The sequence below is a fragment of the Ruminococcus sp. genome (assembly GCF_024684275.1).
The window spans coordinates 48511-70898 of sequence record NZ_JAIKXF010000023.1; the positions used below are offsets into that span (position 1 = coordinate 48511).

At 45.4% G+C, this 22388-nt stretch carries 16 protein-coding genes, 1 pseudogene and 1 riboswitch; of the genes and pseudogenes, 10 read left to right on the forward strand and 7 right to left on the reverse strand.

Translation table 11 applies throughout. The annotated features are described in order from the left end of the window. Positions 1 to 134: 134 nt before the first annotated feature. Entirely contained in the window at positions 135 to 1391 is a 1257-nt protein-coding gene (locus K5677_RS02975; protein WP_296724472.1) for a dockerin type I domain-containing protein, read from the reverse strand. Positions 1392 to 1772: 381 nt separating this feature from the next. Between K5677_RS02975 and K5677_RS02980 the strand changes: the two genes are divergently transcribed. The 5 genes from K5677_RS02980 (at position 1773) to K5677_RS03000 (ending at position 11292) form a co-directional block, all read left to right on the forward strand. After that, on the forward strand, positions 1773 to 4625 hold the full coding sequence (locus tag K5677_RS02980; protein ID WP_296724474.1) for a carbohydrate-binding protein: 2853 nt from the start codon (positions 1773 to 1775) through the stop codon (positions 4623 to 4625). Between the two features lie 100 nt (positions 4626 to 4725). Continuing rightward, positions 4726 to 5838 (forward strand): SLC13 family permease, encoded by a 1113-nt coding sequence (locus K5677_RS02985; protein WP_296724476.1) that lies wholly within the window; start codon positions 4726 to 4728, stop codon positions 5836 to 5838. 218 nt (positions 5839 to 6056) lie between these two features. Next, complete coding sequence (locus K5677_RS02990) at positions 6057 to 8093, forward strand: M13 family metallopeptidase (RefSeq protein ID WP_296724479.1); 2037 nt, start codon at positions 6057 to 6059, stop codon at positions 8091 to 8093. A gap of 3 nt (positions 8094 to 8096) precedes the next feature. Then, positions 8097 to 10553, forward strand: a complete 2457-nt coding sequence (locus K5677_RS02995; protein ID WP_296724482.1) for an FtsX-like permease family protein — start codon at positions 8097 to 8099, stop codon at positions 10551 to 10553. A 13-nt stretch (positions 10554 to 10566) separates the two neighbouring features. Continuing rightward, positions 10567 to 11292, forward strand: coding sequence for an ABC transporter ATP-binding protein (locus K5677_RS03000; protein ID WP_296724484.1), 726 nt, complete (start codon positions 10567 to 10569; stop codon positions 11290 to 11292). A 34-nt stretch (positions 11293 to 11326) separates the two neighbouring features. On the opposite strand, the gene K5677_RS03005 is transcribed toward K5677_RS03000, so the two are convergent. Then, positions 11327 to 11878, reverse strand: coding sequence for a TetR/AcrR family transcriptional regulator (locus K5677_RS03005; RefSeq protein WP_296724486.1), 552 nt, complete (start codon positions 11876 to 11878; stop codon positions 11327 to 11329). Positions 11879 to 12003: 125 nt separating this feature from the next. Between K5677_RS03005 and K5677_RS03010 the strand changes: the two genes are divergently transcribed. Further along, positions 12004 to 12204, forward strand: coding sequence for a DUF1858 domain-containing protein (locus K5677_RS03010; protein WP_296724488.1), 201 nt, complete (start codon positions 12004 to 12006; stop codon positions 12202 to 12204). Positions 12205 to 12248: 44 nt separating this feature from the next. On the opposite strand, the gene K5677_RS03015 is transcribed toward K5677_RS03010, so the two are convergent. From K5677_RS03015 to thiD, 5 genes are all read right to left on the reverse strand, one after another. Beyond that, positions 12249 to 14240, reverse strand: coding sequence for a hypothetical protein (locus tag K5677_RS03015; protein WP_296724489.1), 1992 nt, complete (start codon positions 14238 to 14240; stop codon positions 12249 to 12251). Positions 14241 to 14297: 57 nt separating this feature from the next. After that, positions 14298 to 14777: a GtrA family protein gene (locus K5677_RS03020; protein ID WP_296724491.1), complete on the reverse strand. Its 480-nt coding sequence runs from the start codon at positions 14775 to 14777 to the stop codon at positions 14298 to 14300. Then, positions 14777 to 16336, reverse strand: a complete 1560-nt coding sequence (locus tag K5677_RS03025) for an NAD(P)/FAD-dependent oxidoreductase (RefSeq protein ID WP_296724497.1) — start codon at positions 16334 to 16336, stop codon at positions 14777 to 14779. Before K5677_RS03025 ends, K5677_RS03020 begins: the two co-directional genes overlap by 1 nt. A 717-nt stretch (positions 16337 to 17053) precedes the next feature. Next, on the reverse strand, positions 17054 to 18367 hold the full coding sequence (gene thiC / locus K5677_RS03030) for a phosphomethylpyrimidine synthase ThiC (protein ID WP_296724500.1): 1314 nt from the start codon (positions 18365 to 18367) through the stop codon (positions 17054 to 17056). A gap of 43 nt (positions 18368 to 18410) precedes the next feature. Continuing rightward, entirely contained in the window at positions 18411 to 19217 is an 807-nt protein-coding gene (gene thiD / locus K5677_RS03035) for a bifunctional hydroxymethylpyrimidine kinase/phosphomethylpyrimidine kinase (protein ID WP_296724502.1), read from the reverse strand. Between the two features lie 128 nt (positions 19218 to 19345). Further along, a riboswitch (TPP riboswitch) is annotated at positions 19346 to 19449 on the reverse strand. A gap of 145 nt (positions 19450 to 19594) precedes the next feature. On the opposite strand from thiD, the pseudogene K5677_RS03040 reads away from it, so the two are divergent. The 4 genes and pseudogenes from K5677_RS03040 to K5677_RS03055 form a co-directional block, all read left to right on the forward strand. Then, positions 19595 to 20374: pseudogene (locus K5677_RS03040) on the forward strand (flavin reductase); the annotation flags it as partial. 131 nt (positions 20375 to 20505) lie between these two features. Further along, on the forward strand, positions 20506 to 21258 hold the full coding sequence (locus K5677_RS03045; RefSeq protein WP_296724504.1) for an EFR1 family ferrodoxin: 753 nt from the start codon (positions 20506 to 20508) through the stop codon (positions 21256 to 21258). 305 nt (positions 21259 to 21563) lie between these two features. Continuing rightward, complete coding sequence (locus K5677_RS03050) at positions 21564 to 21839, forward strand: HU family DNA-binding protein (RefSeq protein WP_028514795.1); 276 nt, start codon at positions 21564 to 21566, stop codon at positions 21837 to 21839. An 18-nt stretch (positions 21840 to 21857) separates the two neighbouring features. Next, positions 21858 to 22274 (forward strand): DUF6465 family protein, encoded by a 417-nt coding sequence (locus tag K5677_RS03055; RefSeq protein ID WP_296724505.1) that lies wholly within the window; start codon positions 21858 to 21860, stop codon positions 22272 to 22274. Positions 22275 to 22388: the final 114 nt, after the last annotated feature.

Below are 22388 nucleotides of genomic sequence, written 5' to 3' on the forward strand. Positions count from 1 at the left end.
AATAGTGATGTGTCATAGCTATGACGCTTTGGAAACGGCGGATATCACGGTGATATTTTTTATACATTTTGACTTCCTCAAAGAAAAGCACCGCAGCCTTTTTCAAGCTGCGGTGTTTTTCGTATCATTTATCATTACTTGCTGAGATATTCCTCAAAGCTCTTTACATTTTCCTTTGTTGTAGCTGTATAAGCATAGTACGAAAGGATATTTGAGGCGTCGACTGCGTTTATCGCACCGTTTTTGTCAACGTCTGCGGCGAGCTTCTGAGCTTCATTAAAGCCGCCGTCCTTTTTAGTAGAGGTCAGTGCATAATAGGTAAGAACAGATGAAGCATCGACTGCGTCTATCTTTGTATCGCTGTCTACATCTCCGAGATTATAGCTCGGAGCATCGTTGGTTTCGGCGAAATCATAGCTCTTTATGAGCCACTTGCCATTATCGGCAGCAAGATCTATCCTGCCATATCCGTCCTTGTCGCTTTTTTCAGCGGTAGTCGCTGTGAATCCGTTTGCAGTTACATTTGAAACATTGACACCGCCTGAGATATTGAAATCATATGCTCCTCTTGCACCTATAACGGCATATACTACTTCGTCCTGCTCGATAAAGCGTTCTTCAGCCTGCTTTATAAGGCTTTCGCGAAGCTCGCCTGTGCAGTGCTCGGTGATATATTCCTTAAAAAGATACATTGAGAAGGATTGCTGTATCTCGTCACTTGCTTTGCCGTATGTTTTTCCGTTGACAGTAATTGTATCCTTTGAATCAGCAGGAGCGCCGTATGCGAGAGTTTCGAGGATACTCTGTAAATGGAATATTCTTACATATGCAGCTTCTGCAAGGTCATCTGTGGATTTATTTGCGGTAAAGTAACCGAATTCATAGCTGCTTATCTTCCATTTGCCGTCTTCAAGGGAAAATTCAGCTCTTCCATAAGGATTCATCTCATCATTTTCCTGAGTAACTGCTGTAAATGACTTATCGGAAGAATCTGTGATAATAACGCCATTTCCAGTAAGGAATGTGAAGAAAAGACTACCCGAGCTTTTTTTATAGAGAACGCCGTTTGCTTCCTTCAGACAATCTGCGCAGCTTGCGAGAAGCTCGTCTTTGAGCTCACCTGTGCAGGTATCGGCAATAAATGACTTTACGCTTGCGACAGTCTTGAAGCGTGAGTCTTCTACCTTAACAAAATTGTCATCAGTGCTTATTGCACCTTCGGTGAGACTGAGGATAGCATTCATATCCTTTAGCTTTGCAGCAGCTGTTTCGCTTGTGCTGCTTGAAGCTGTTGCTGCTGTGGCTGTATTCGTATCAGCTGCATAAACTGCTGCTGTCGGTACAGATGCAAGAAGAGTAAGTGCTGTTAGACAAGAAATCATTTTTTTCATACCCATTACCTCATATATTATATAATTTTGGTGTTTTACACACAGACTTCATTATAATACATATTTTGCAAAATAGCAATAGTATTTTGGAAAATATTTTGCAGGTGTTTCGGCATTTTATGATCGAAAGACTTTAATAAAGAAAATAAGGGAGGAAGTCAGTATGAAATAACGCTATTTTACCATAAAAATCATAATTTTTGTATTACAAATTATGACTATATATTATAATAAAATTAAGAAAAAATAGTTTATCATGCACAAATCGGTGGATGATAGCAGGGGAATTAAAATTGGCTTTTTCGGACTCAGCCTTTATAGTATAAATACAGTCTTTCAGGCAAAGGCTGAGTTTGTTGAGCCGAAAAAGGAGGAATACTTATGAACATGACAAAGAGAGCTATTGCCTTTGCAGCAGCTATGGCAGCAGCATTGTCCGCAGCCGATACCGGCGTTCCGCAGAGCTCAGCTACAGCGGCAGATGTGCAGGCTGTATTCTATGTCGCTCCCGACGGAAGTGACAGCGGCGACGGTTCTATCGATTCGCCGTTTGCTACTCTTGAAAAGGCGCGTGACGAGGTGCGAAAGATAAACAGCAATATGACAGGCGACATAGTTGTTTATCTCCGCGGAGGCGATTACCGTATCACTAAGCCTGTTGAGTTCGACACACGCGACTCGGGCAGCGGCGATAACACCATACGCTATGAGGCGTATCAGGGTGAAACTCCCGTAATCAACGGCGCTGCACAGGTCACAGGCTGGAAAAAATACAATGATAAGCTGTGGGCAGCACCCCTGGACAGGGACTATAAGCTCCGCAATCTCTATGTAAATGACCGCCGCGCAAATATGGGAAGCGTACAGGTACAGGCAAAAGGCGGCTACGGAGATTACAGTATTACCGCAGGTCAGGCAAGCTGGGCGTGGGTATCAGGCAAAAAGAGCGACGGTATAAAGTATGACGCAGGCTCATTGCCGAAGATAACATCAAACTTTGATGACCTTGAGGTAGTCAATGGCACAACGTGGAACGAGAATATCGTATGCTCCCGTGATATAAAGTACGACGGCGGAAGCATGATATTCCTCATGCAGCAGCCCTATGGCGCTATAGCTCAGACACCGGGCTGGGGAGCAGGCTTCTCAACGGGCGGTACTCATACGATATACAATGCTTTTTCGTTTGTTGACAGCGAGGGAGAATTCTATTTTGACAAGACTGCTAAGATGCTTTACTATTATCCGCGCAGCGGTGAGGATATGACCACAGCAGATGTTGAAGCTCCTGTTGCTGACGGACTTATCAGGATAGCAGGCAAATCCACATCAGAGCGTGTAAAGAATATCAGCTTCAGCGGCATAACCTTTGCAAATACCGATTATCAGCTCACAGATGTTGGCGGCTCTCACGGAAAGGCTACCTGTCAGGCTGCACAGACATATACTGCGTTTGCTGATTCAAACTGGCATAACATGAAATATGAAATGGCAGATACCCTTCCGGCGGCTATCCATATAACAAGCAGTGACAACATAAGTCTCACAGGCAATGTTGTCAAGCATACAGGCGCGGACGGTATCTCTATGACTAATGATGTCATTAATTCCGAGGTACGCGGCAATTTTGTTACCGACATCACCTCAAGCGGTATTACTGTCGGTCATCCGCAGCATATCTATATCGGGGACGCAGCAGGCAATAACAAGGAGAAATTCCCTAAGGGCGTTGAGGGCTTATGCAAAAACGACCTCATCACCGAGAATCTTCTCTACGATATCAGCGTTGTTCACGGCTTTGGCGGCTGTGCAGCTATCACTGCATACTTCGTTGACTCCGTTAAGATACTCAACAATACTATCGAAAAGACCGCATACAACGGTATACACCTGGGCTGGGGCTGGTGCAACTTCAAGGACAGCACTACCTGCCGTGACAATCAGATATGCTATAACAGAGTTATAAACTCGCTTAACCGTCTTCACGACAGCGGCGGTATCTACACTATCGGTCAGATGCCCGGAACTATAATCAACGAGAACTACGTTCAGGGTATACCGGCAGGCGGTCCCGGCTGGCCTACATACGGTCTCCATAATGACGAGGGCACGGCTTACATCAAGGAGCTTGACAACGTCCTTGAAATAAGCCCTAACGTTACCTATACCATCAACTGTGAGGACTATGGTCAGAAGCACGATCTCACTATCACGCGCACATATGCAACAGTCAATAAAATGGGCAAGAATCCTCCCACAAGCGATATTGACACTCCTATCGTTGTTTCCGATAATGTGTGGCCATTCGCACAGTACAAGATATGCCTTAACTCGGGTATCGGCGATGACTACCGCAAAATGATGCCCACATGGCTGAAATCAGCTGCGGACTATGCATTCCCTGCAAGCTGTGCAACCACCTGCGGAAGCAAGCTGCCTGTCAGAAAGGTTGACGGTACGGTATGGATAGCTCCCGACGGCACAACAAGCTTCAAGGCAGGCGCTGATATGACCAAGTCAAGGGGCACAGCAGGCACTATTAAGACTCCTTCAAAGGATGGCGAGTACAGGATATACGTGCTTGACGCTAACGGAAAGGTACTGAGCAAGTCTTCACATCTGCTCAGACTCAAGGGCACAGGAAGTGCAGAGGCAGATGACGTTATCGAGGCTGAGGCTTGTGATTACAAGTCCGGAATTGAAACAGAGACCTGTTCGGAGAGTGGTACTGATGTCGGATATATCGAAAACGGCGACTATATCGGTTTCAAGAATATCGACCTTACGGGCGCAGATAAGATAGATTTCCGAGTAGCTTCAAACGGCTCAGGCGGTACTATCGAGGTAAGACTTGACAGCACAGACGGAAGGCTCATAGGCAAGGCTGATGTGGCAAGCACAGGCGACTGGCAGGGCTGGACCACAAATAGCTGTAACATTGAGGCTGTAACGGGCAGCCATGATGTATATCTGGTATTCACCGGCGGAGAGAGCTATCTTTTCAATCTGAACTGGTGGAAGCCAAATACTCCCGCAGGTGAAGTTATCCTCGGCGACCTTAACGGTGACGGAGCTGTTGACAGCTTTGATATGTGTCAGATGAGAAGAGCGGCTGTTGATGGCGATGCAGAGCGCTTTGAGGCAGCTGATATAAATGCTGATGACGTTATCGACGGAGAGGATCTCGTATTGCTTAAAAAGTTCATTCTTGGCGAGATAAGATCTTTTGAATAACATATTTCAGGAGCGGATATTTCCGCTCCTGTTTTTTTGTTGACGTGTTCCGAAAAAAGTGGTATAATCAATAGGCATGAAAAATTGGAAGGACGGTTTTATGGATAAGGTCTGGAAGTTTATAAAGGCACAGCCTGTACTGGTGGTCTCGTTTGTTCTTGCAGCAGCGACGATGTTTATTGTTCCGCCCGATAAGGAGTACATCGGATACTGCAACAGAACGGTGCTTATTGAGCTTTTCGCGCTTATGGCAGCAGTGGCAGGACTGCGGAGCATAGGCATATTTGATACAGCAACACGTGTTATTCTGCAAAAGACCGGAACGATCCGAAGGATAGGCGCTGTGATGATACTTATATGTTTTTTCAGCGCAATGCTGGTCACTAATGATGTTGCCCTCATTACATTTGTACCGCTGACGCTGCTTATCTACGGTGGTATAAAGGACGACAAGAGCCTGATACTCACTATAGTTCTTGAATCGGCAGCAGCCAATCTTGGCAGTATGATGACTCCTGTCGGCAATCCACAGAACCTGTTTCTGTACGATGAATACGGCTTGACGGCCATGACCTTTGTGAAAACCATGCTCCCTGTTGGTGCTTTGGGACTTGCAGCGGTGCTTCTGATGACTTTATTTTTGCCAAAGGATAAATGCGAAGCTCCCAAGCGCAGCGACTCAAAGCTTCCTGTATTCAAGGCGGCAGTATATACGGCAGTTTTCGCCCTTTGTATAGCGGCAGTATTCAGGCTTGTTCCCGATTGGGTATGTCTCATAGCAGCTGTAGCAGCAGCTCTTATCTGCGATGTGAAGCTGCTTCTGAAGGTCGATTACATACTTCTTGCGACATTTGTGTGCTTTTTTGTGTTTGTCGGAAATATTGCCAGGATAGACGCGGTCAGTGATTTCTTTTCACGTATCCTAACAGGCAGGGAGCTGATAGTATCGGCGCTTTTGTCTCAGATAATAAGCAATGTACCTGCGGCGGTAATGCTTGCAGAGTTCACGGATAACGGAACACAGCTTCTTCTCGGAGTTGATATAGGAGGCTTCGGAACTATTATTGCTTCTATGGCGAGCCTGATAGCCTTTCAGATATACCGCGGCTCGGAAAGAGCCCGAACAGGCAGATATATGAGTGTATTCACCCTTGTGAACGTTGTGCTTCTGGTGCTCCTGCTTGGAACGCAGACTTTAATATCACATATATAATAGCATTGAACAGGAAGTGTAAAGCTTCCTGTTTTTTTAGTTAAGAAATATTTAAAAAATTAATGCTTGACAAATTTGTTATTAATGTGTATAATGTGTATATACACTTGCGCAGTAAATTTTTGGCAGACAGTAATTGACATCTGCTTTGCGCTGTAGTATAATTAATATTGCTGCATATTTTTATTATATGTCACAATAATTATTGGAGGATCAGAATGAAAAGAAAACACAGGCTGCTAACGCTTTTGCTTTCAGGACTGCTGACAGTCAATGTCTGCGGCTGCTCCATGCAGGCTAAGGACGATTCGTCAGGCAGCGAAAAGACCGAAACAGAGGAATCTGACGGAGCAAATGACGAAAAAGACAAAGGGGATAAGGAAGAAAAGAAGGAAAGACGTCCCCAGAATAATTTTTACGACTACATAAACTACGATAAGCTTAGTGAATTAGAGATACCATACGGTGAGGCAGCAGCCTCGTATTTCGCAGGCGAAGAGATTCAGGATGTTATCGAGGATATGATAGTTGAGATAGGCAGTTCAGATGAAAGCTTTGCCGACGGCACAAATGAACAGCTTGTCCATGACATTTACAGACAGGCATTGGAATACAAGGAAAATGACAAGATAGTAAAGGCGATAATGGGTAATTGCGACAGGATACTTGCCGCAAAAGACATTCAGGAGCTCTTTAAGATATGGGGCGACCTTTGCGTAAATCATGGTGCTCAGTCTATTTTTAATTTTAATATCAACAGAGATTATAAAGATGGTACACGCTACTGTATCGAGCTTTACGGAGCTGATAATTTCCTCGGTACTGAACTAAAGGATATCAAGGACCTTTCCAAAAACTGCACTGAGGCTAATAATATAGCAAGAGATATGCACAGAGTAATGGGAGACGACTACGAAACTGCTGATGAAAAGGGCAAGCAAATGGTATATCTTGCAATAGATATTGCAAATGCAACTGATACCGAGAGTGAAATGACTCTTGAAAAGATGCTTGACACTCCAAAGACCTCATTTGCCGATCTTGACAGCATAATGAGCAATCTTGACGGCTCTCTCGTGGAAATGTTCTTGGGTGATGCAGTGAGCAGGACAGACGGCGTGTACATATACGATCCCGATCAGCTAAAGGCTATAAACGATCTTATTACCGACGAAAATCTTGAAAAATGGCGTTCATATATATTCACAGGCTACCTTCAGGAAATGGGAGCTTATATCCCCGAGAGCAATTCGATCCTCAGGGACTATAACCCCGAGAGCAAGGAAAAGGACGAAAAGCTCGCTGCTTTGGTTGTTCAGAATTATCTTAGTACAGCTATAAGTGAGCTTTATGCCGAGAGATATTATACTCCTGAGCTCGACAAGGGAATACACGATCTGTTCGATGAGATAATAGACAGCTACGACGATCTTATCAGCAAGGCTGACTGGCTGACTGCTGATACCAGGAAAGCACTTATAAAAAAGCTTCACGGGATAAAGCTCCTGACAACTCCGACACCTCACAAGGTCGATCCAAAGGATGCAGGGCTTATAGGAGCTGATCTTTATGAATCTGCTATAAATATGAAGAAAAAGATCAGAAATGATAAGATCGCTAAGCTTGACAAAAAGGTAAGCCTTGATGAGGTGGATATGTCAGCGGCTGAATTCAATGCTCAGTATCTGCCCAGCAACTGTATAAACATCACTGTAGCTATCATGCAGAAGCCTATGTTTGATCCAAAGGGCGACAATGCCGAAAATCTGGGCGCTCTCGGAAGCGTTGTTGGACACGAGATAGGTCATGCCTTTGATTCTACCTGTATAAATTACAATGCAGATGGAAAGTACGATCCGGACTGGATAAATGACACCGATAAACAGGTGCTTAAAGAACGCGCAGATGCTCTTACCGAGTATTACAGCAAGTTCACCATTATGGAGGTCTACCATGTAGACGGCAAGCTCACCAACGGTGAGAACTACGCCGATCTCAGCGGTATCGAGTGCGTTACCAACATTGTGGACGATGAGGAAGAGCTTAAAAAGCTATTCAAAAGCTATGCTCAGTCATGGTGTACACTGGCAGTTGATTCAGAGGCAATATCTGCGCTGAAGCTTGATCCGCACAGTCCTGCCAAGGTCAGAGTTAATGCTGTCCTTGCCTCGAACAAGAAGTTCAACGAGGTATACGATCTGAAAGAGGGCGACGGTATGTACGTAGCTCCCGAGGAAAGGGTAAGCAGGTGGTAAGCGATGAGATTGATATTTAAGCATTTATTCAAGAATATATGGGCGCATAAGCTCAGAACTATCCTGCTCATACTCATTATAGCCGTGTGCAGCTTTACTGCCATGATAAGCTTTGATATGAGCGGTTCCCTCAGCGGAATGATCAGGGGAGTGGTTTCCAATACTCTCGGAACCTCGGATATCGAAATAGAGACAAAGTCTCCTGTAGACGACAGCTTCGGAGAAGGCGCTCCTGACTGCAACATTATAAAAATGGCTGTAATGGGCAGTGCATTTGACAGACACATAGACTTTGACAGTTCATATGTAAACCGTTCAATGATAACTGTATTCGGCTTTGATGCAGAAACAGCCAAGAAGATGAGCCTTATCCGCGAGGGAATTGACCTCAGCGGCAAAAAGACGGCTATTTCCGAGAGCTTTGCCGACGAATTCGGCTATAAGGTAGGCGATAAGATAGTTTTACACGGCGAACAGGATAAACCTGTAGAGTTCACCGTAGGAAGCATCGAGAAGAAGCAGGGTATCTTCAATTCCGGCGAGATAGCTGTTATCAGTGAAGAGGATATGAAGGAGCTTACGCTCAGCGGCGAGCTTGAAGTAACAGACGTGCTTGTAGATGTCAAGGACGACAGCCGTGTTAATGAAGCCGAGGAATTCTTCAAGAAAAAGTACCCGACAGCAGAGGTGACGAATTACCTTGAAAGCAAGGAGATCACTGACGCTATCAAAAGCATAACAAGATTATTTATAGTACTCTTTGCAGTATGTATGCTTCTTGTTATTTTTGTAACTATATCTGTATCAGAGCGTATGATCGTAGATAAGATGTCGGTAGTCGGAACCTTCCGAAGCCTCGGTATCTCAGCTAAAAAGACCACCTTTGCGCTCATGTTCGAGAATGCACTGTATGGACTTATAGGAAGTATCATAGGCATCGGAGTTTACTGTCTTATCAAGAAGCCGTTCTTTGACAATGCTTTTGTTATAGGCGGCACAGATGCCATCAAGCCTCCTGTGCCTATGCCCAAGTGGTATCTTGTGGCAGCAGTTATCATCGGTGCGATGCTCATCGAGTGTCTCTGTCCTATAAAAGAAGCTATAAAGGCTATAAAGACTCCTATCCGCGATATTATTTTCAATACAAAGGAAACAGAATACCGTTCCAGCAAGGTATTTACTGTAATTGGCGTTATCCTTCTGGCAGTGTCTGCTGTGACATTCTTCTTCAAGGACAGCTTCGTGCTCAGCATGACCTGCTTTGTGTGCTTTATAGCAGGAGTTGCAATGCTTTTCAACTATGTGGAGCGAGGTATCGCAAAGCTTCTTGCAAAGCTGTTTGCAAAGCGCAATTTCCCGATTGCACATCTTGCAGCAATAGAGGCAGGCAACAAGAAGAGTACCGTAGGAAGCTCTGTACTCTGTGTAACTGCTGCTGCACTTGCTATCGTTATCTACATTTTCTCAAATTCACTTGCTTCCATGTACGATCACGCAGCTTTCAATTGTGACGTTATATGTGCTCTTGGCGGCTGCAAGTCGGACATGGTATCCTATGTTGAGCAGCTTGAGGGAGCTGAAAAGGTCGAGTTCTTCTATTATACCTTTGACAGCCTCAAGCTTGATAATGAGGAGGTTGACTGCTATGTTTACGGATTTAACAACGAAGGGGCAGAGCTCATATCTGCATTCGACCTTGATGCCGATCACATTGAAAAAGACGAAGTCTGCATAGACAGGATGCTCATGAAGAAGTACGGCTTCAACGAAGGCGACAAGATAAAGATCACCTTTAATGTAGATGGCTATCTCCCAATAGAGAGAGAGTTCACCATAAAGGACAAGGTCAAAATAGATTATATGGCAGCCACAGGAACCTCAGTCATTGTCAGTGAAGACGTATACAAGGAAATATACAATGATTTCCCCGGCTTTATGCTTGTCAAGGGCGATGATGCTAAGGCGCTGAAAAAGACCATTAAGGATCACTCCGGCGACTTTGTTATGGTAGCTTATACAAAGAGCGAATACGACCTGAATAATGCTCTTGCAAGAGCTTCAATAAAGATGATACTCAATGTCCTTATTCTTATTGGCGTGGGACTTACCTTTGCGGGAGTTGTAAGCAATCAGCTTATCGGACTTGAGGGAAGAAAGCGAGAGTGCGCAGTAATGACCTCAGTGGCTATGCCGAGAAATAAGCTTTCAAAGATGTTCCTGATTGAAAATATGATATCATCCGGAACAGCGCTTCTTTTCGCAGTGCCTGTTGGAGTGTTCATGTCCTATGAATTCGGCAGGATAATGGACATACTCGAGCAGGTGATGCCCGTGCGCATACCATTGGTGAAATGCATATTCTATGCGATATTCCTGTTTGCTGTATTTACACTGGTATCGCTTTTCCCAATAAGAGCACTGAAGAAAATGGACGTAGTTTCACAGCTGAAATACGAATAAAGGAGAGAGTACAATGGCAAATGTAATAGAAGTAAATAATGTATATAAAGCATTCGGCAAGGGCGAGAGCATGACAAAGGTATTGTCCGGAGCAACACTCAGTGTTGAAAAAGGCGAATTCGTATCACTTATGGGAGCTTCGGGAAGCGGTAAATCAACGCTCCTGTATCTCATAGGCGGACTGGACAGATACTTCAACGGCAATATAAATGTATGCGGCTATGACATCGGTAAAATGAAGGAGAAGGACCTTTCAAAGATGAGACTTGACAAGATAGGATTTATCTTCCAGTTCTACAATCTTGTTCAGAATCTCAATGTAGAGGACAATATCCTTCTTCCCTCAAGCGTAAAGGGCAAGAGCAAGGCAGAGATGAAGGCACAGCTCGACGAGATACTCCGTATCACAGGGCTTACAGAGAAGCGCAAGGCAAAGCCCTCAGAGCTTTCAGGCGGTCAGCAGCAGAGAGTTGCCATTGCAAGAGCAGTCATCGGTAATCCCGAGATAATCCTTGCAGATGAGCCGACAGGTAATCTTGACTCAAACGCAGGCGCAGAGATAATGAAGCTTTTCTCTGAGATAAACAAGGAGAAGGGGATAACTATCCTACAGGTAACACATTCTCATAAATGCGCTTCATACGGCGACAGGATAATCGAGCTTGTAAACGGCAGAACAGATATTAATGAGACCGAAAACGCAGAAGCTCCCGTACAGGAGACAGCTGCTGTAAAGTGAATACATAGAAAAAGGACGCCTGAGGCGTCCTTTTTTAACCATAGTTCTTGAAATACAGTCCACCAAAGAGACTGAACATAAGCTTAGTAAGAAATGCAACATCAGCCTTGCTGCCCTGAAGTACATAATTCTTGGCGATACTGTTCATGCCGCTGGAGATGAAGTCCACGATAAATACGCGGTTATCATCTGAAACGTCACCTATGAAGTGGTCACATTCGAGCAGAGAGCGGTACTGTACCTCGTACAGAAAGTGTATCATATCATTACGCACAAGCAGCTCTATGATATGTCTGTTATCAACGATATACCTGCTGTAGCCCTCACAGAACGAGCGAAATGCCGCAGAATGACAGGTAGGAGAGTCCTTATCGGGGAGAAAGCAGCAGTTATGGCTGAGCTCATATACTACAACATTTTCCTTTGTTCCGAAAAGTGAATAGAAAGTCTGACGTGAGACCTGAGCCTCGCGGCAAAGGTCACTTACGCTTATATCATTGAATGGCATTGCCTCAAGAAGCCGCAGCAGCGCATCAGAGATAAGCTTCTGAGACAGGAGGGCGGATTTATTGCTGCCTTTATACATGGACAAAATACCTCGCTTTGTAAAAGTTGGCGGAAGCTCCTTGACAAATGTCAAAGACTATGATAATATTATAACAAGAGGGTGGACATTTGTCAAGCCCTGAATAAAAAAACGGAGGTCATAATATGGCACAGGTAACAAAGGATACAAAGATAGGCGAGCTTCTTCAGCTTGATAAGGACGTATCACCAATTCTTTTCAGTATCGGAATGCACTGCCTCGGATGTCCTGCATCACAGGGCGAGTCTATCGAGGAAGCAGCAATGGTTCACGGAGTAAATGCAGACGAGCTTGTAAATGCTATCAACCAGAAGCTTGCTGAATAATGACACATAAGAATTAATGGCACCCTTTCGGGTGCCATTTTTCGTTATGGAGTGACTACGTTGTGGTCATATACCAGCAGGTCGAATTCGATACCGTTGATAAATGTCTGAGCGGTTCTTATAGGCTGATGATTTACCGGGAAATCAGTCTGATTTACTGTATTAAGCTCGTCACCCGAAAGGAGGAGGAAGTATTCGTCCTGATCCGGATCTGTCTCATACCATCTCTTTGAAGACTGATAAGTACGCATAAACACGCCTGTATCAAGAACATCTACGATACCTACCTTGACTCTTTCACCTGTGATAACAGTTACAGAGTTAGCGTTCCAGAATGTAGCGTAGCCCTTGTTCACGCCCTGTTCCTCAAGGAAGTCAGCCAGCATGAACTGAGTGTTTTTCTTGTACTCGTCCTTTTTCATATTCTTGACGTCTATGCAGTGGAGCATACCAGCCATAAAGATAGGTACAAAGAGTACTACTGTTATTCTTGAAACATCTGCCTTTCTTGTGACAGACCATGAAAGGAAGAGTATGCTGACGATGAGTGAGGTTCCGATCATAGGGATAATACGCCAGTCTGCTGCTGCAAGAACACCGAAAACATAGCCCATGATGTTTACAGCAGTAACAGCCCAGTGCATCCAAATCCAGATGCGCATCATCTTAGCTCTGCGGTCATCGCCGAATTTCTTATAGAAGCAGGTAGCGATCACAGGAAGTACAGCAATGAGTATGGAAGCGGCGAGGAATATCATATTCGGAAGACCGTCCTTGCTTGCAAACTTAACGTTTGGCAGGCTCTCAACGCCGAGAAGTCTCATCCATGCAAATGGCAGATTATGGAAATGCTCAAGCCACTCGTTCATAGGCGAGAAGTTTGAATTTGCCTCCTGATAGCCTGCTGTGAGCTCGCCGAGAAGCTTGTTGTTGATAGCGTTTCCGACAACAGCCATTCCGAGGAAAACGATACATCTGAAAGCGACAGAAAATGTCTTGCCGCTGAGTATCTTGTACTTTGTATTCACGAACTGTTCTGCAAAGATAGCTCCTGCAAACGGGAGAGCGAACAGTGTAAAGCCTGTGAGACCGTCTGTACCGGTAAGGAGCATGAATAAGCAGATACAGAGGAAAATAATTATCTTATGGATAAAGGTCTTTTTATTGTTTTTGCCTTCCTTTTTGAGGACTCTTGCTTTGCTGCCCACAGTAAGGTATCTGAAGTACATGAACGCGCCTATTACAAGGAAGAGTATGCCGAGACTGTAATAAATGGTATGTCCCCAGAATATCTCTCTCATTTTCGTGGTAGAGAGTGTAATGGAAAGGAAAATAGCTGTTCCGATAAGGGACATCGGATAGCTGCCTGTCATCTCATGTATCATGAATACGAGGAACACGGTCAGCAGTATGAAGAAGCACATCATGCCTATGATATGCGAGGTCATTGACAGACCGAAGAAATGGAGCAGGGGATACATGATAGTGCTTGTGCCGAATGGCAGGAAGCAGGCGTAGCTGAATTCCTGATCGTACACATGACCGCTCTCTGCGGTGGCATTAGCCCACATGATAGTATCTGTGCAGTCAGCGTGGAACTCAGCCTTCTGAGCAGTAGTTACATAGTATGTGGTAACGCATACAGCTCCGAGGAAAATGATACCTGCCACTACCCAGATGATTATCTTGCTGAGCAGGTCAAAGTGATACTTTTCGCGGATAGAAACAGGAGCAGCCTCTGCTGCCTCGTTATCCTGAGTGTCCTCAGTCTTTTCGCTCTCGGCTTCATTTTCATCGGCATTTGCAGGAGCTTCCTTGACGTTGTCTGCATTTTCATCGGATTCCTCTGTAAGGTCGAGTATATTCTCGGCTGCTTCGGCTGTGTCCTCGGTAAGGTCTATGACATCGGAAGCGGTATCCTGAGCAGCTCCTGATGCTTCCCCGACCTCTGACCTGACCTCCTGAGCGGCTTCGGCAGTCTTTTTAACAGCGCCTTCTGCATTTTCTGCGGCGTTGTTGTTATTTTTATTTGACAATATTATCAGCTCCTTAGAATTTTATAGGCGGATACTATCCGCCTATAATAAAAAATTTCAGTTCTTTTCTTCCTTTTTGGTATAAAGGAGTATCTTTCTTGCGAAGAAGTTCCAGAGGAATGATACTGCTGTTGAAACGACCTTTGCTATCATCTGATAAGCGCTGGTCTTGTCGCTGATCCATACCTCAAATCCCTTGGTGATACCCATAGTGAGCAGTAGTCCTACAACGCCTATAGCAGCAAATCCGAGGAACTCAACGAATTTATTCTTGACGTTTGAGCTCTTGAATATCCAGAAAGTGCTTATAAGGTAGTTTACGATAAGACCTGCCACGAATGACAGAGAATTTGCTGCAACTGCGAAGCGTTCACCGAATACGAATTTGAAAAGTACGAAGGAAAGTCCCCAGTCAACGACTGTAGCAAGTCCGCCGACGAAGATGTAGCGGAAGAACTGTATCAGCGTGTTGTCCGTATCTCCGACAAACAGCTTCTTGAACTGCTTGTCGCGGAATATCTGCTTGATCTCGTCCATTACTTCTGCTTCTCCTCGTGATATTCCTTTTCTGTATTAACGTTCCAGATAGCAGACTTATCTGTGCTGCCGTTCTTGATAGCCTTTACAGCCTCAAAGGAAGTGACCATAGAGTGGTCGATATTGTTGTATCTGTGCTGACCGTTGCGTCCTACACAGTAAAGGTTAGGGATAGTATCGAGGTAGCTGATGAGCTTGTCCATTTCCTCATATGTGTCGAAGTAAGCAGGATAAGCCTTCTTTACCTTTTCCATATGTGTATCTATTACCTCGTCTGCGCTGTCGATAAGGCCGAGCTTTACCATTTCCTTAACGCAGAAATCCGAGAACTGCTCCTCAGTCATGTTCCAGAACTTGTCGCCCTCAGTAACGAAATACTCAAGACCGACCCAAACAGTATGACCGAGGTCCTTTACCATGTAAGGAGACCAGTTGTTGTAAATCTGGAAACGTCCCATTTTTACACGTCTGTCCTGAACGTATACCCAGCAGTCAGGCACGATATTGCCCACTGTCTTCATATTTGTCTTGTTCTTGAGCTTGAGCTTTGGAACGAGAACGCCAAGTGTCATATAGTCACGGTATGGAAGACCTGCTGCGATACGAGAAGGCTCCTCTGGAACGTCGTTCATTCCTGCGACAAGATCCTTTACAGGCATTGAGGAGATAACGCAGTCGCCGCTGAGCTCGACCTCCTGACCGTCCTTGATGTAGGTAACACCAGTGAGCACGTTATCTGCATTTTTATGGAGCTTCTTTACAGCAGCCTCCATGATGATGTGACCGCCAAGCTTCTGAACCTCGTCAGCAGTTACCTCCCAGAGCTGTCCGGGACCGAGCTTAGGGTACTTGAATTCTTCGATAAGTGAGGTATTTACCTTACGGTTCTTTACCTTGAAGAGCTTGCCGAAGAAGTCCTTGATGATACCGACGATAGAGAGTCCCTTAGTACGCTGAGCGCCCCATGAAGCGTCGATCTCGCTGGGGTGTCTGCCCCAGAGATTTTCTGTGTAGTACTCGAAGAACATTGAGTAGAGCTCTTTACCGAAGCAGTTGATGTAGAAGTTTTCAAGATTTGTCTCGGGACGCTTGTGGATAGCAGCACCGAGATAGCTGAAGCCTACCTTCATAGTTGTAAGGAAGCCGAAATTCTTGATAGTTTCGGGCTTGAGCGAAACAGGGTAATCATAGAACTTGTCGTTGAAAAGGATACGTGAAACTCTGCGTCTTTTGAGCATTACGCGGTTTTCCTTCTGAGGGTCTGGACCGCCTTCTTCAACGTTTACGTGTCTTTTGAGAAATTTGTCGTCCGATGACGGCGCGCCCTGCATAGGGAGCATCTGGCTCCACCACTGATTTACCTCGGGGATCTTGGAGAAGAAGCGGTGACCGCCCATATCCATACGGTTGCCCTTGTAATTTACAGTTTTGGAGATACCGCCGATAGCAGTAGTTTCTTCAAGAACGGTAACATCGTACTCTCCCGAGCCGTCCTTGAGAAGCTCATAGGCAGCGGTAAGACCGGCAGGTCCTGCGCCGATGATAATGACTTTTTTCATGATGTATTACCTTTTCCCTTCCACGGAGCTGTGAACTCCGAAAAATGCTTTATAATTATTAGACGTATGGAAAAGAAAAAACTCTCACCATTCCGAGATATTTTTTTCTTTTACTCAAATGAGCAAAATTAGCCATACTATAAAGTACATTATATCACATATAAAAATAATAATCAAGAGGAACCGAGGATTTTTTCTCTTCTCCCAAAAAAAATACATAATCACCAGAATTGCACGATCTGATTTGTGCATATATACAAAACTATTAGAGCTAAGAGCTAAGAACTAAGACTGTAGTGGCGGCGTTTCGCCGCCCGTCAGGGGACGCCCTCACTTGCAGGTCTCCCTAATCGGGTCCGTCCCCTCTGTCGCGTTGCGACATCTCCCCACACTGTGGGGAGTCACCCTCTCCCGAAAACAATTCACTGGATTGTTTTCGGGATTCACCCTTGCGGTGACTCCCTGTAGTACAGGGAGATGTCAGCGTAGCTGACAGAGGGTACTCGCTCCTGTTAGGAGCGCCTTCGTATCATGGGCTCTGCCCAAACCCGCCAGAGGCTCTGCCTCTGGACTCCGCCTAAGGAACACGTCCCTTAGGAATCCCGTTCATACTATCAGCGAGTAAATTCGGAGTAGATATTTCTACTCACTAATCACTATGTACTAATCACTAATAACTAATAACTAAAAAGGCGGACATTGCGTCCGCCTTTCGTATTACTTTTCAGTGCAGAATTCGACCTTTTCGCCGTTAAGGATCATATTTGTTGTTCTTACGGCGCACATTTTTCCGCACATTGAACAGGTGTGTCTGTTAGCAGGAGGTGTGCTCTCGAAGTAAGCGCGAGCCTTTTCACCGTCAACAGCTATCTCGAACATCTTGTCCCAGTCAACCTCATGACGAGCCTCAGCCATAGCGTTGTCACGGTCTGTAGCGTGAGGGATGCCCTTTGCAATATCAGCAGCATGAGCAGCTATAAGGCTTGCGATTATGCCCTCCTTTACGTCGTTTGTATCGGGCAGACGAAGGTGCTCGGCAGGGGTAACGTAGCAGAGGAAGTCTGCGCCGTTTGCAGCGGCGATAGCTCCGCCGATAGCAGATGTGATGTGGTCGTAGCCAGGGAATATATCAGTAACGAGAGGTCCGAGAACGTAGAAAGGAGCATTGTGGCATATACGCTTCTGTATCTTCATATTTGCGGCTATCTCGTTCATTGCCATATGTCCGGGACCTTCTACCATAACCTGTACGTCCTTAGCCCATGCTCTCTCTGTGAGGGCACCAAGCTCGATAAGCTCTGATATCTGACCTGCGTCGGTTGAATCGTCGATACAGCCCGGGCGGAGAGCGTCGCCGAGAGAGATAGTGCAGTCGAATTCACGGAGAATATCAAGGACCTCATCATAGTGCTCATAGAATGGGTTCTCATTGCCTGTCATCATCATCCATGCGAAGAGAAGTGAGCCGCCGCGGGAAACGATGTTCATTTTGCGTCCCTCTCTGCGGAATGCCTCTACGGCTCTGCGGTTTATGCCTGCATGGATAGTCATGAAGTCAACGCCTTCCTCTGCGTGAGCGCGGACAACTCTGAGGAAGTCCTCAGCGGTGATCTCAAGGAGGTCCTTTTCAAGGTAGCCGATAGCATCGTACATAGGCACAGTACCTATCATAGCAGGAGCCTTTTCGATAAGAGCCTTTCTGAATGTATTGGTCTTGCCGTAGTTAGATAAGTCCATGATAGCCTCAGCGCCGAATTTAAGCGCCATATCCACCTTTTCCATTTCAACGTCATAGTTCTTTGCATCACCCGAGATACCGAGGTTCACGTTTATCTTGGTGCGCATTTTTGTACCGATACCTTCAGGAGATATGGACTTATGGTTGATGTTGCAGGGGATACAAACCTCACCCTTTGCAACAAGCTCACGAAGCTCCTCGGGAGCAATATATTCCTTCTTAGCGACTATTTCCATTTCGGGTGTGATTATGCCCTTTTTAGCCGCTTCCATCTGTGTACTGTAATTTCTCATTGTTAATTCCTCCGATTTGATATTTTTCGAGCATATATGCTCATTATTCTGCTGTTTCTGCAAATCTGCCCGTCAGTGCGAATGCGTGGTTCATCGGACCGCTGCCCTTGCCGAGGTCGAGCATCGCTGCAAGAGCTCCCGAGATGTAATCCTTTGCGCGTTCCACGGATCTCTCCAATGTGAAGCCCTTTGCCAGATTCGAGGCAATGGCGCTTGAAAGAGTGCAGCCCGTACCATGAGTGTTTGGGTTGCTGATACGTCTGCCGTTGAACCATTTTGTGCTGCCGTTGTCGTAAAGCAGGTCGTTTGCGTCGCTGAGACTGTGACCGCCCTTGCACAGCACTGCACAGCCGTATTTTTCGCCGATGATCTGAGCTGCCTTTACCATGTCGTCCTGTGAAGCTATCTTCATATCCGCAAGTATCTCAGCCTCGGGGATATTTGGCGTTACTAAAGCGGCGATCGGCAGGAGCTCAGATTTTAGAGTTTCCACAGCCTCGTCAGCAATGAGCTTAGAGCCGCTGGTAGCCACCATTACAGGATCGACTACGATGTTTTCAGCCTTGTATCCGCGGAGCTTTTCTGCTATGGTGCGGATAAGCTTATCGGAGGATACCATGCCTGTTTTTACTGCATCGGGACGAATGTCCGAAAATACAGCGTCAAGCTGCATGGCTAAAAATTCAGGCGTTACCTCCATTATACCTGTTACGCCGGTCGTGTTCTGTGCCGTAAGAGCGGTTATCGCGCTCATGGCAAAAACACCATTCATGGTCATGGTCTTCATGTCCGCCTGAATGCCGGCGCCTCCGCAGGAATCGCTTCCTGCGATCGTTAATGCTGTTTTCATGTTTTTTCTCCTTTGTGATCGTTTTTTCAGCATTATTTTGTATAGCGAGACAAGGTGGTGCCCCCGGTGTCACGCTTTTGGAGCAGAGAGCTTGAAAACAAAAAAGGTGTGCCGCAAAGAGACACACCTGCACTGCAAAAGTATTTCCCTCCGTTGGCATTATCCAAATCAGGTAAGGTCGGAGTTTGAAACTCCCTCTCAGCCTGTTACACAAGCTCCCTTTTTCATATCTATTATACCACTTTTGAGGCAAATGTCAAGGAGATAAAATGTTCACAAAATATACTTGACTGCATAAAAATATTTTGGTAAAATTATAATATGGAATGCTGCGGCTTTCCGGATAATATAATTTTTATGAGCGGAGGAATCAGACAATGGACAAGAAAGCAATGTACAAAATAAGCTATGGACTTTTCATAGTGACTGCTGTTCGTGACGGCAGAGACAACGGCTGTATCACAAATACACTTGCGCAGGTGACTTCATCTCCTAACAGAGTTAGCCTTACTGTGGCGAAAACTAATCTCACTCATGATATGATAATGGATACGGGAAAATTCACCGCTTCTGTTATAAGCACCGACGCAGATTTTGCACTTTTCAAGCGATTCGGCTTCCAGTCGGGGAGAGATACTGATAAATTTGCAGGTTTCACCGACTGTAAACGTGCGGAAAACGGTACACTTATAGTAACAAAGGGTACAAACGCTTATATATCGTGTTCTGTATGGCACAGCATAGACCTCGGCTCTCACACCATGTTTATTGGTGATGTAACGGATATGGAATTGCTTGGTGATGCTCCTTCCGCGACATATGAGTACTATCAGAGGAATATCAAGCCAAAGCCCGAAGCTGTGGGGACGACTGCTGACGGTCAGACTGTCTGGAGATGTGTTATCTGCGGCTATGAGTACGTAGGTGAGGAGGTCCCCGACGACTTCGTCTGTCCTGTGTGCAAGCACGGCAAGGCTGATTTCGAGAAGGTGTCGGGCGGACACGATGCAGTTCCTGTCGGAACGACTGAGAGCGGAGAGACTGTATGGAGATGTACTGTATGCGGTTATGAATATATCGGTGATGAGCTCCCTGCGGACTTTGAATGTCCTCTGTGCGGAGTGGGAGCAGACCAGTTTGAGGTGATAAGCTCTGCTACATGATGCTGAAGCTGTGGAGGCGTTCAGAAAGAACTGAGAGAAAATGTATGCTTCCGCTCGCGGAGCTATTTTGAAGTACGCATGGGAAATTATTGATATGACATAATAATGTATAGGGGGATAAACAAATGATCGTTTATTTTTCGGCAACAGGAAACAGTAAGTACGCAGCACAGCGTATTGCTGAGGTTCTCGGAGAAAAGACCATGTCCATTGAGGACGGAGTATATGATATTACGCTTGAAGAAGATGAGCACTTCGGCATAGTAACTCCGACTCACTGGTGGGCACTGCCGATACCCGTGAGAGCGTTTCTGAAAAAGCTCAATCTCAAAAGAAGCGGCAGACACTATGTTTTTGTGGCTTCGACATATGGCACAACGCCGGGGTGCAGCGGTGAGGAGACCCGCAGACTGCTGAAGGAAAAGGGCGTAAGGCTCAGTGCCGCTTACAATATTAAAATGCCTGACAACTGGACGGTTACATTTGACCTTAGTGATCCTAAAAAGGTAGCGAAGCAGAACGAAAAGGCTGAGGTCAATATCGACAGGACCATAGCCAAGATACTCCACAGGAAAAAAGGCAACTTTACTGTATTGAGAACGCCGTATGCTATCCACAAATATACAGATAAGGCGTTCGCAAAGGTGAGAAGTACAAAGAATCTTTCAGTGGAGGACAGTTGTATCGGCTGCGGTCTATGCGCCGAGAAATGTCCCGTTAAGGCTATCAGGATAAAAGACGGCAAGCCTGTATGGGTCCGTGACAGATGTGCGCTGTGCTTCAGATGTCTGCATCACTGTCCTAAGTTCGCTATACAATTCTGGAACGGCGTGACGAAAAAGCACGGACAGTACACCAATCCTAACGTAAAAATATAATGATTTAGTATTATAAAAAGCCTGCAAAAACGAATGACAGTAGTTTTTTGCAGGCTTTTATATTCAGTAAAACATTCTATTTTTCGGAATATATCAGCAAGATTATACTGCGTGTAATAAAAATTGGTAGGACCTTCTGCCCGTTGGAACGGAAAATAGCCCAAAACTATGTTTGTTTTGTATAAAAACGGGGGCGCAAATGGCGTAATATACGTCGATTTGTCATTTTTTTAGAAATTTCTTGACAAATTGTTATAAAGGGTATATAATTCAATTGTAAAATCTATTTTATGGAGGATAAAACTATGACAAAGACAGAATTAATCAGCGCAGTTGCTGAAAAGGCTGACTTCACAAAGAAGAACGCAGAGACTGCTGTAAACGCTATCATTGCAACAATCACAGATGCTCTCGCAAGCGGTGAGAAGGTTTCCATCGTTGGTTTTGGTACTTTTGAAGTTCGTGACCGTAAGGAGAAGCAGGTTATCAACCCTCAGACAAAGAAGATGATGACTGCTCCTGCTTCAAAGGCTCCTGCTTTCAAGGCTGGTCAGGCTCTCAAGAACGCTGTAAACAAGTAATTCGAGGAGGATACTATCATGCCAGATAAGAAGACTGCAGAAACAAAGGTAGAGGTAACAGCTGCTGCTCCTGCTGAGGAGAAAAAGGCTGCTGCAAAGAAGGCTCCTGCTGCAAAGAAGCCTGCTGAGAAGAAGGCTGCTGCCGCAAAGAAGCCTGCTGAGAAGAAGGCTGCCGCTGCAAAGAAGCCTGCTGAGAAGAAGGCTACAGCTGCTAAGAAGCCTGCTGCTAAGAAAACAGCTGCAGCTGCTGTAGACAGCAAGGTAGTTATTCAGGCTATGGGTTCAGAGGTAAACACAGCTGAGCTTATTGCTAAGGCTACTAAGGCTTCAGGTGCAAAGACGGTCAAGAAGGTTGACGTTTATGTAAGACCTGAGGTAAACAAGGTTTATTATGTTGTCAACGGCGATATCCTTGGCGATTTTGATCTTTTCTAAGAATTATGAAAGCTCCGCTTTGTGCGGAGCTTTTTGTGCTTTATACAAAAATGCTCCTCGTGGTCGTGGAGCATTTCTTATGTGTGAATGTACAAAAGGATACATGGCTTTTGC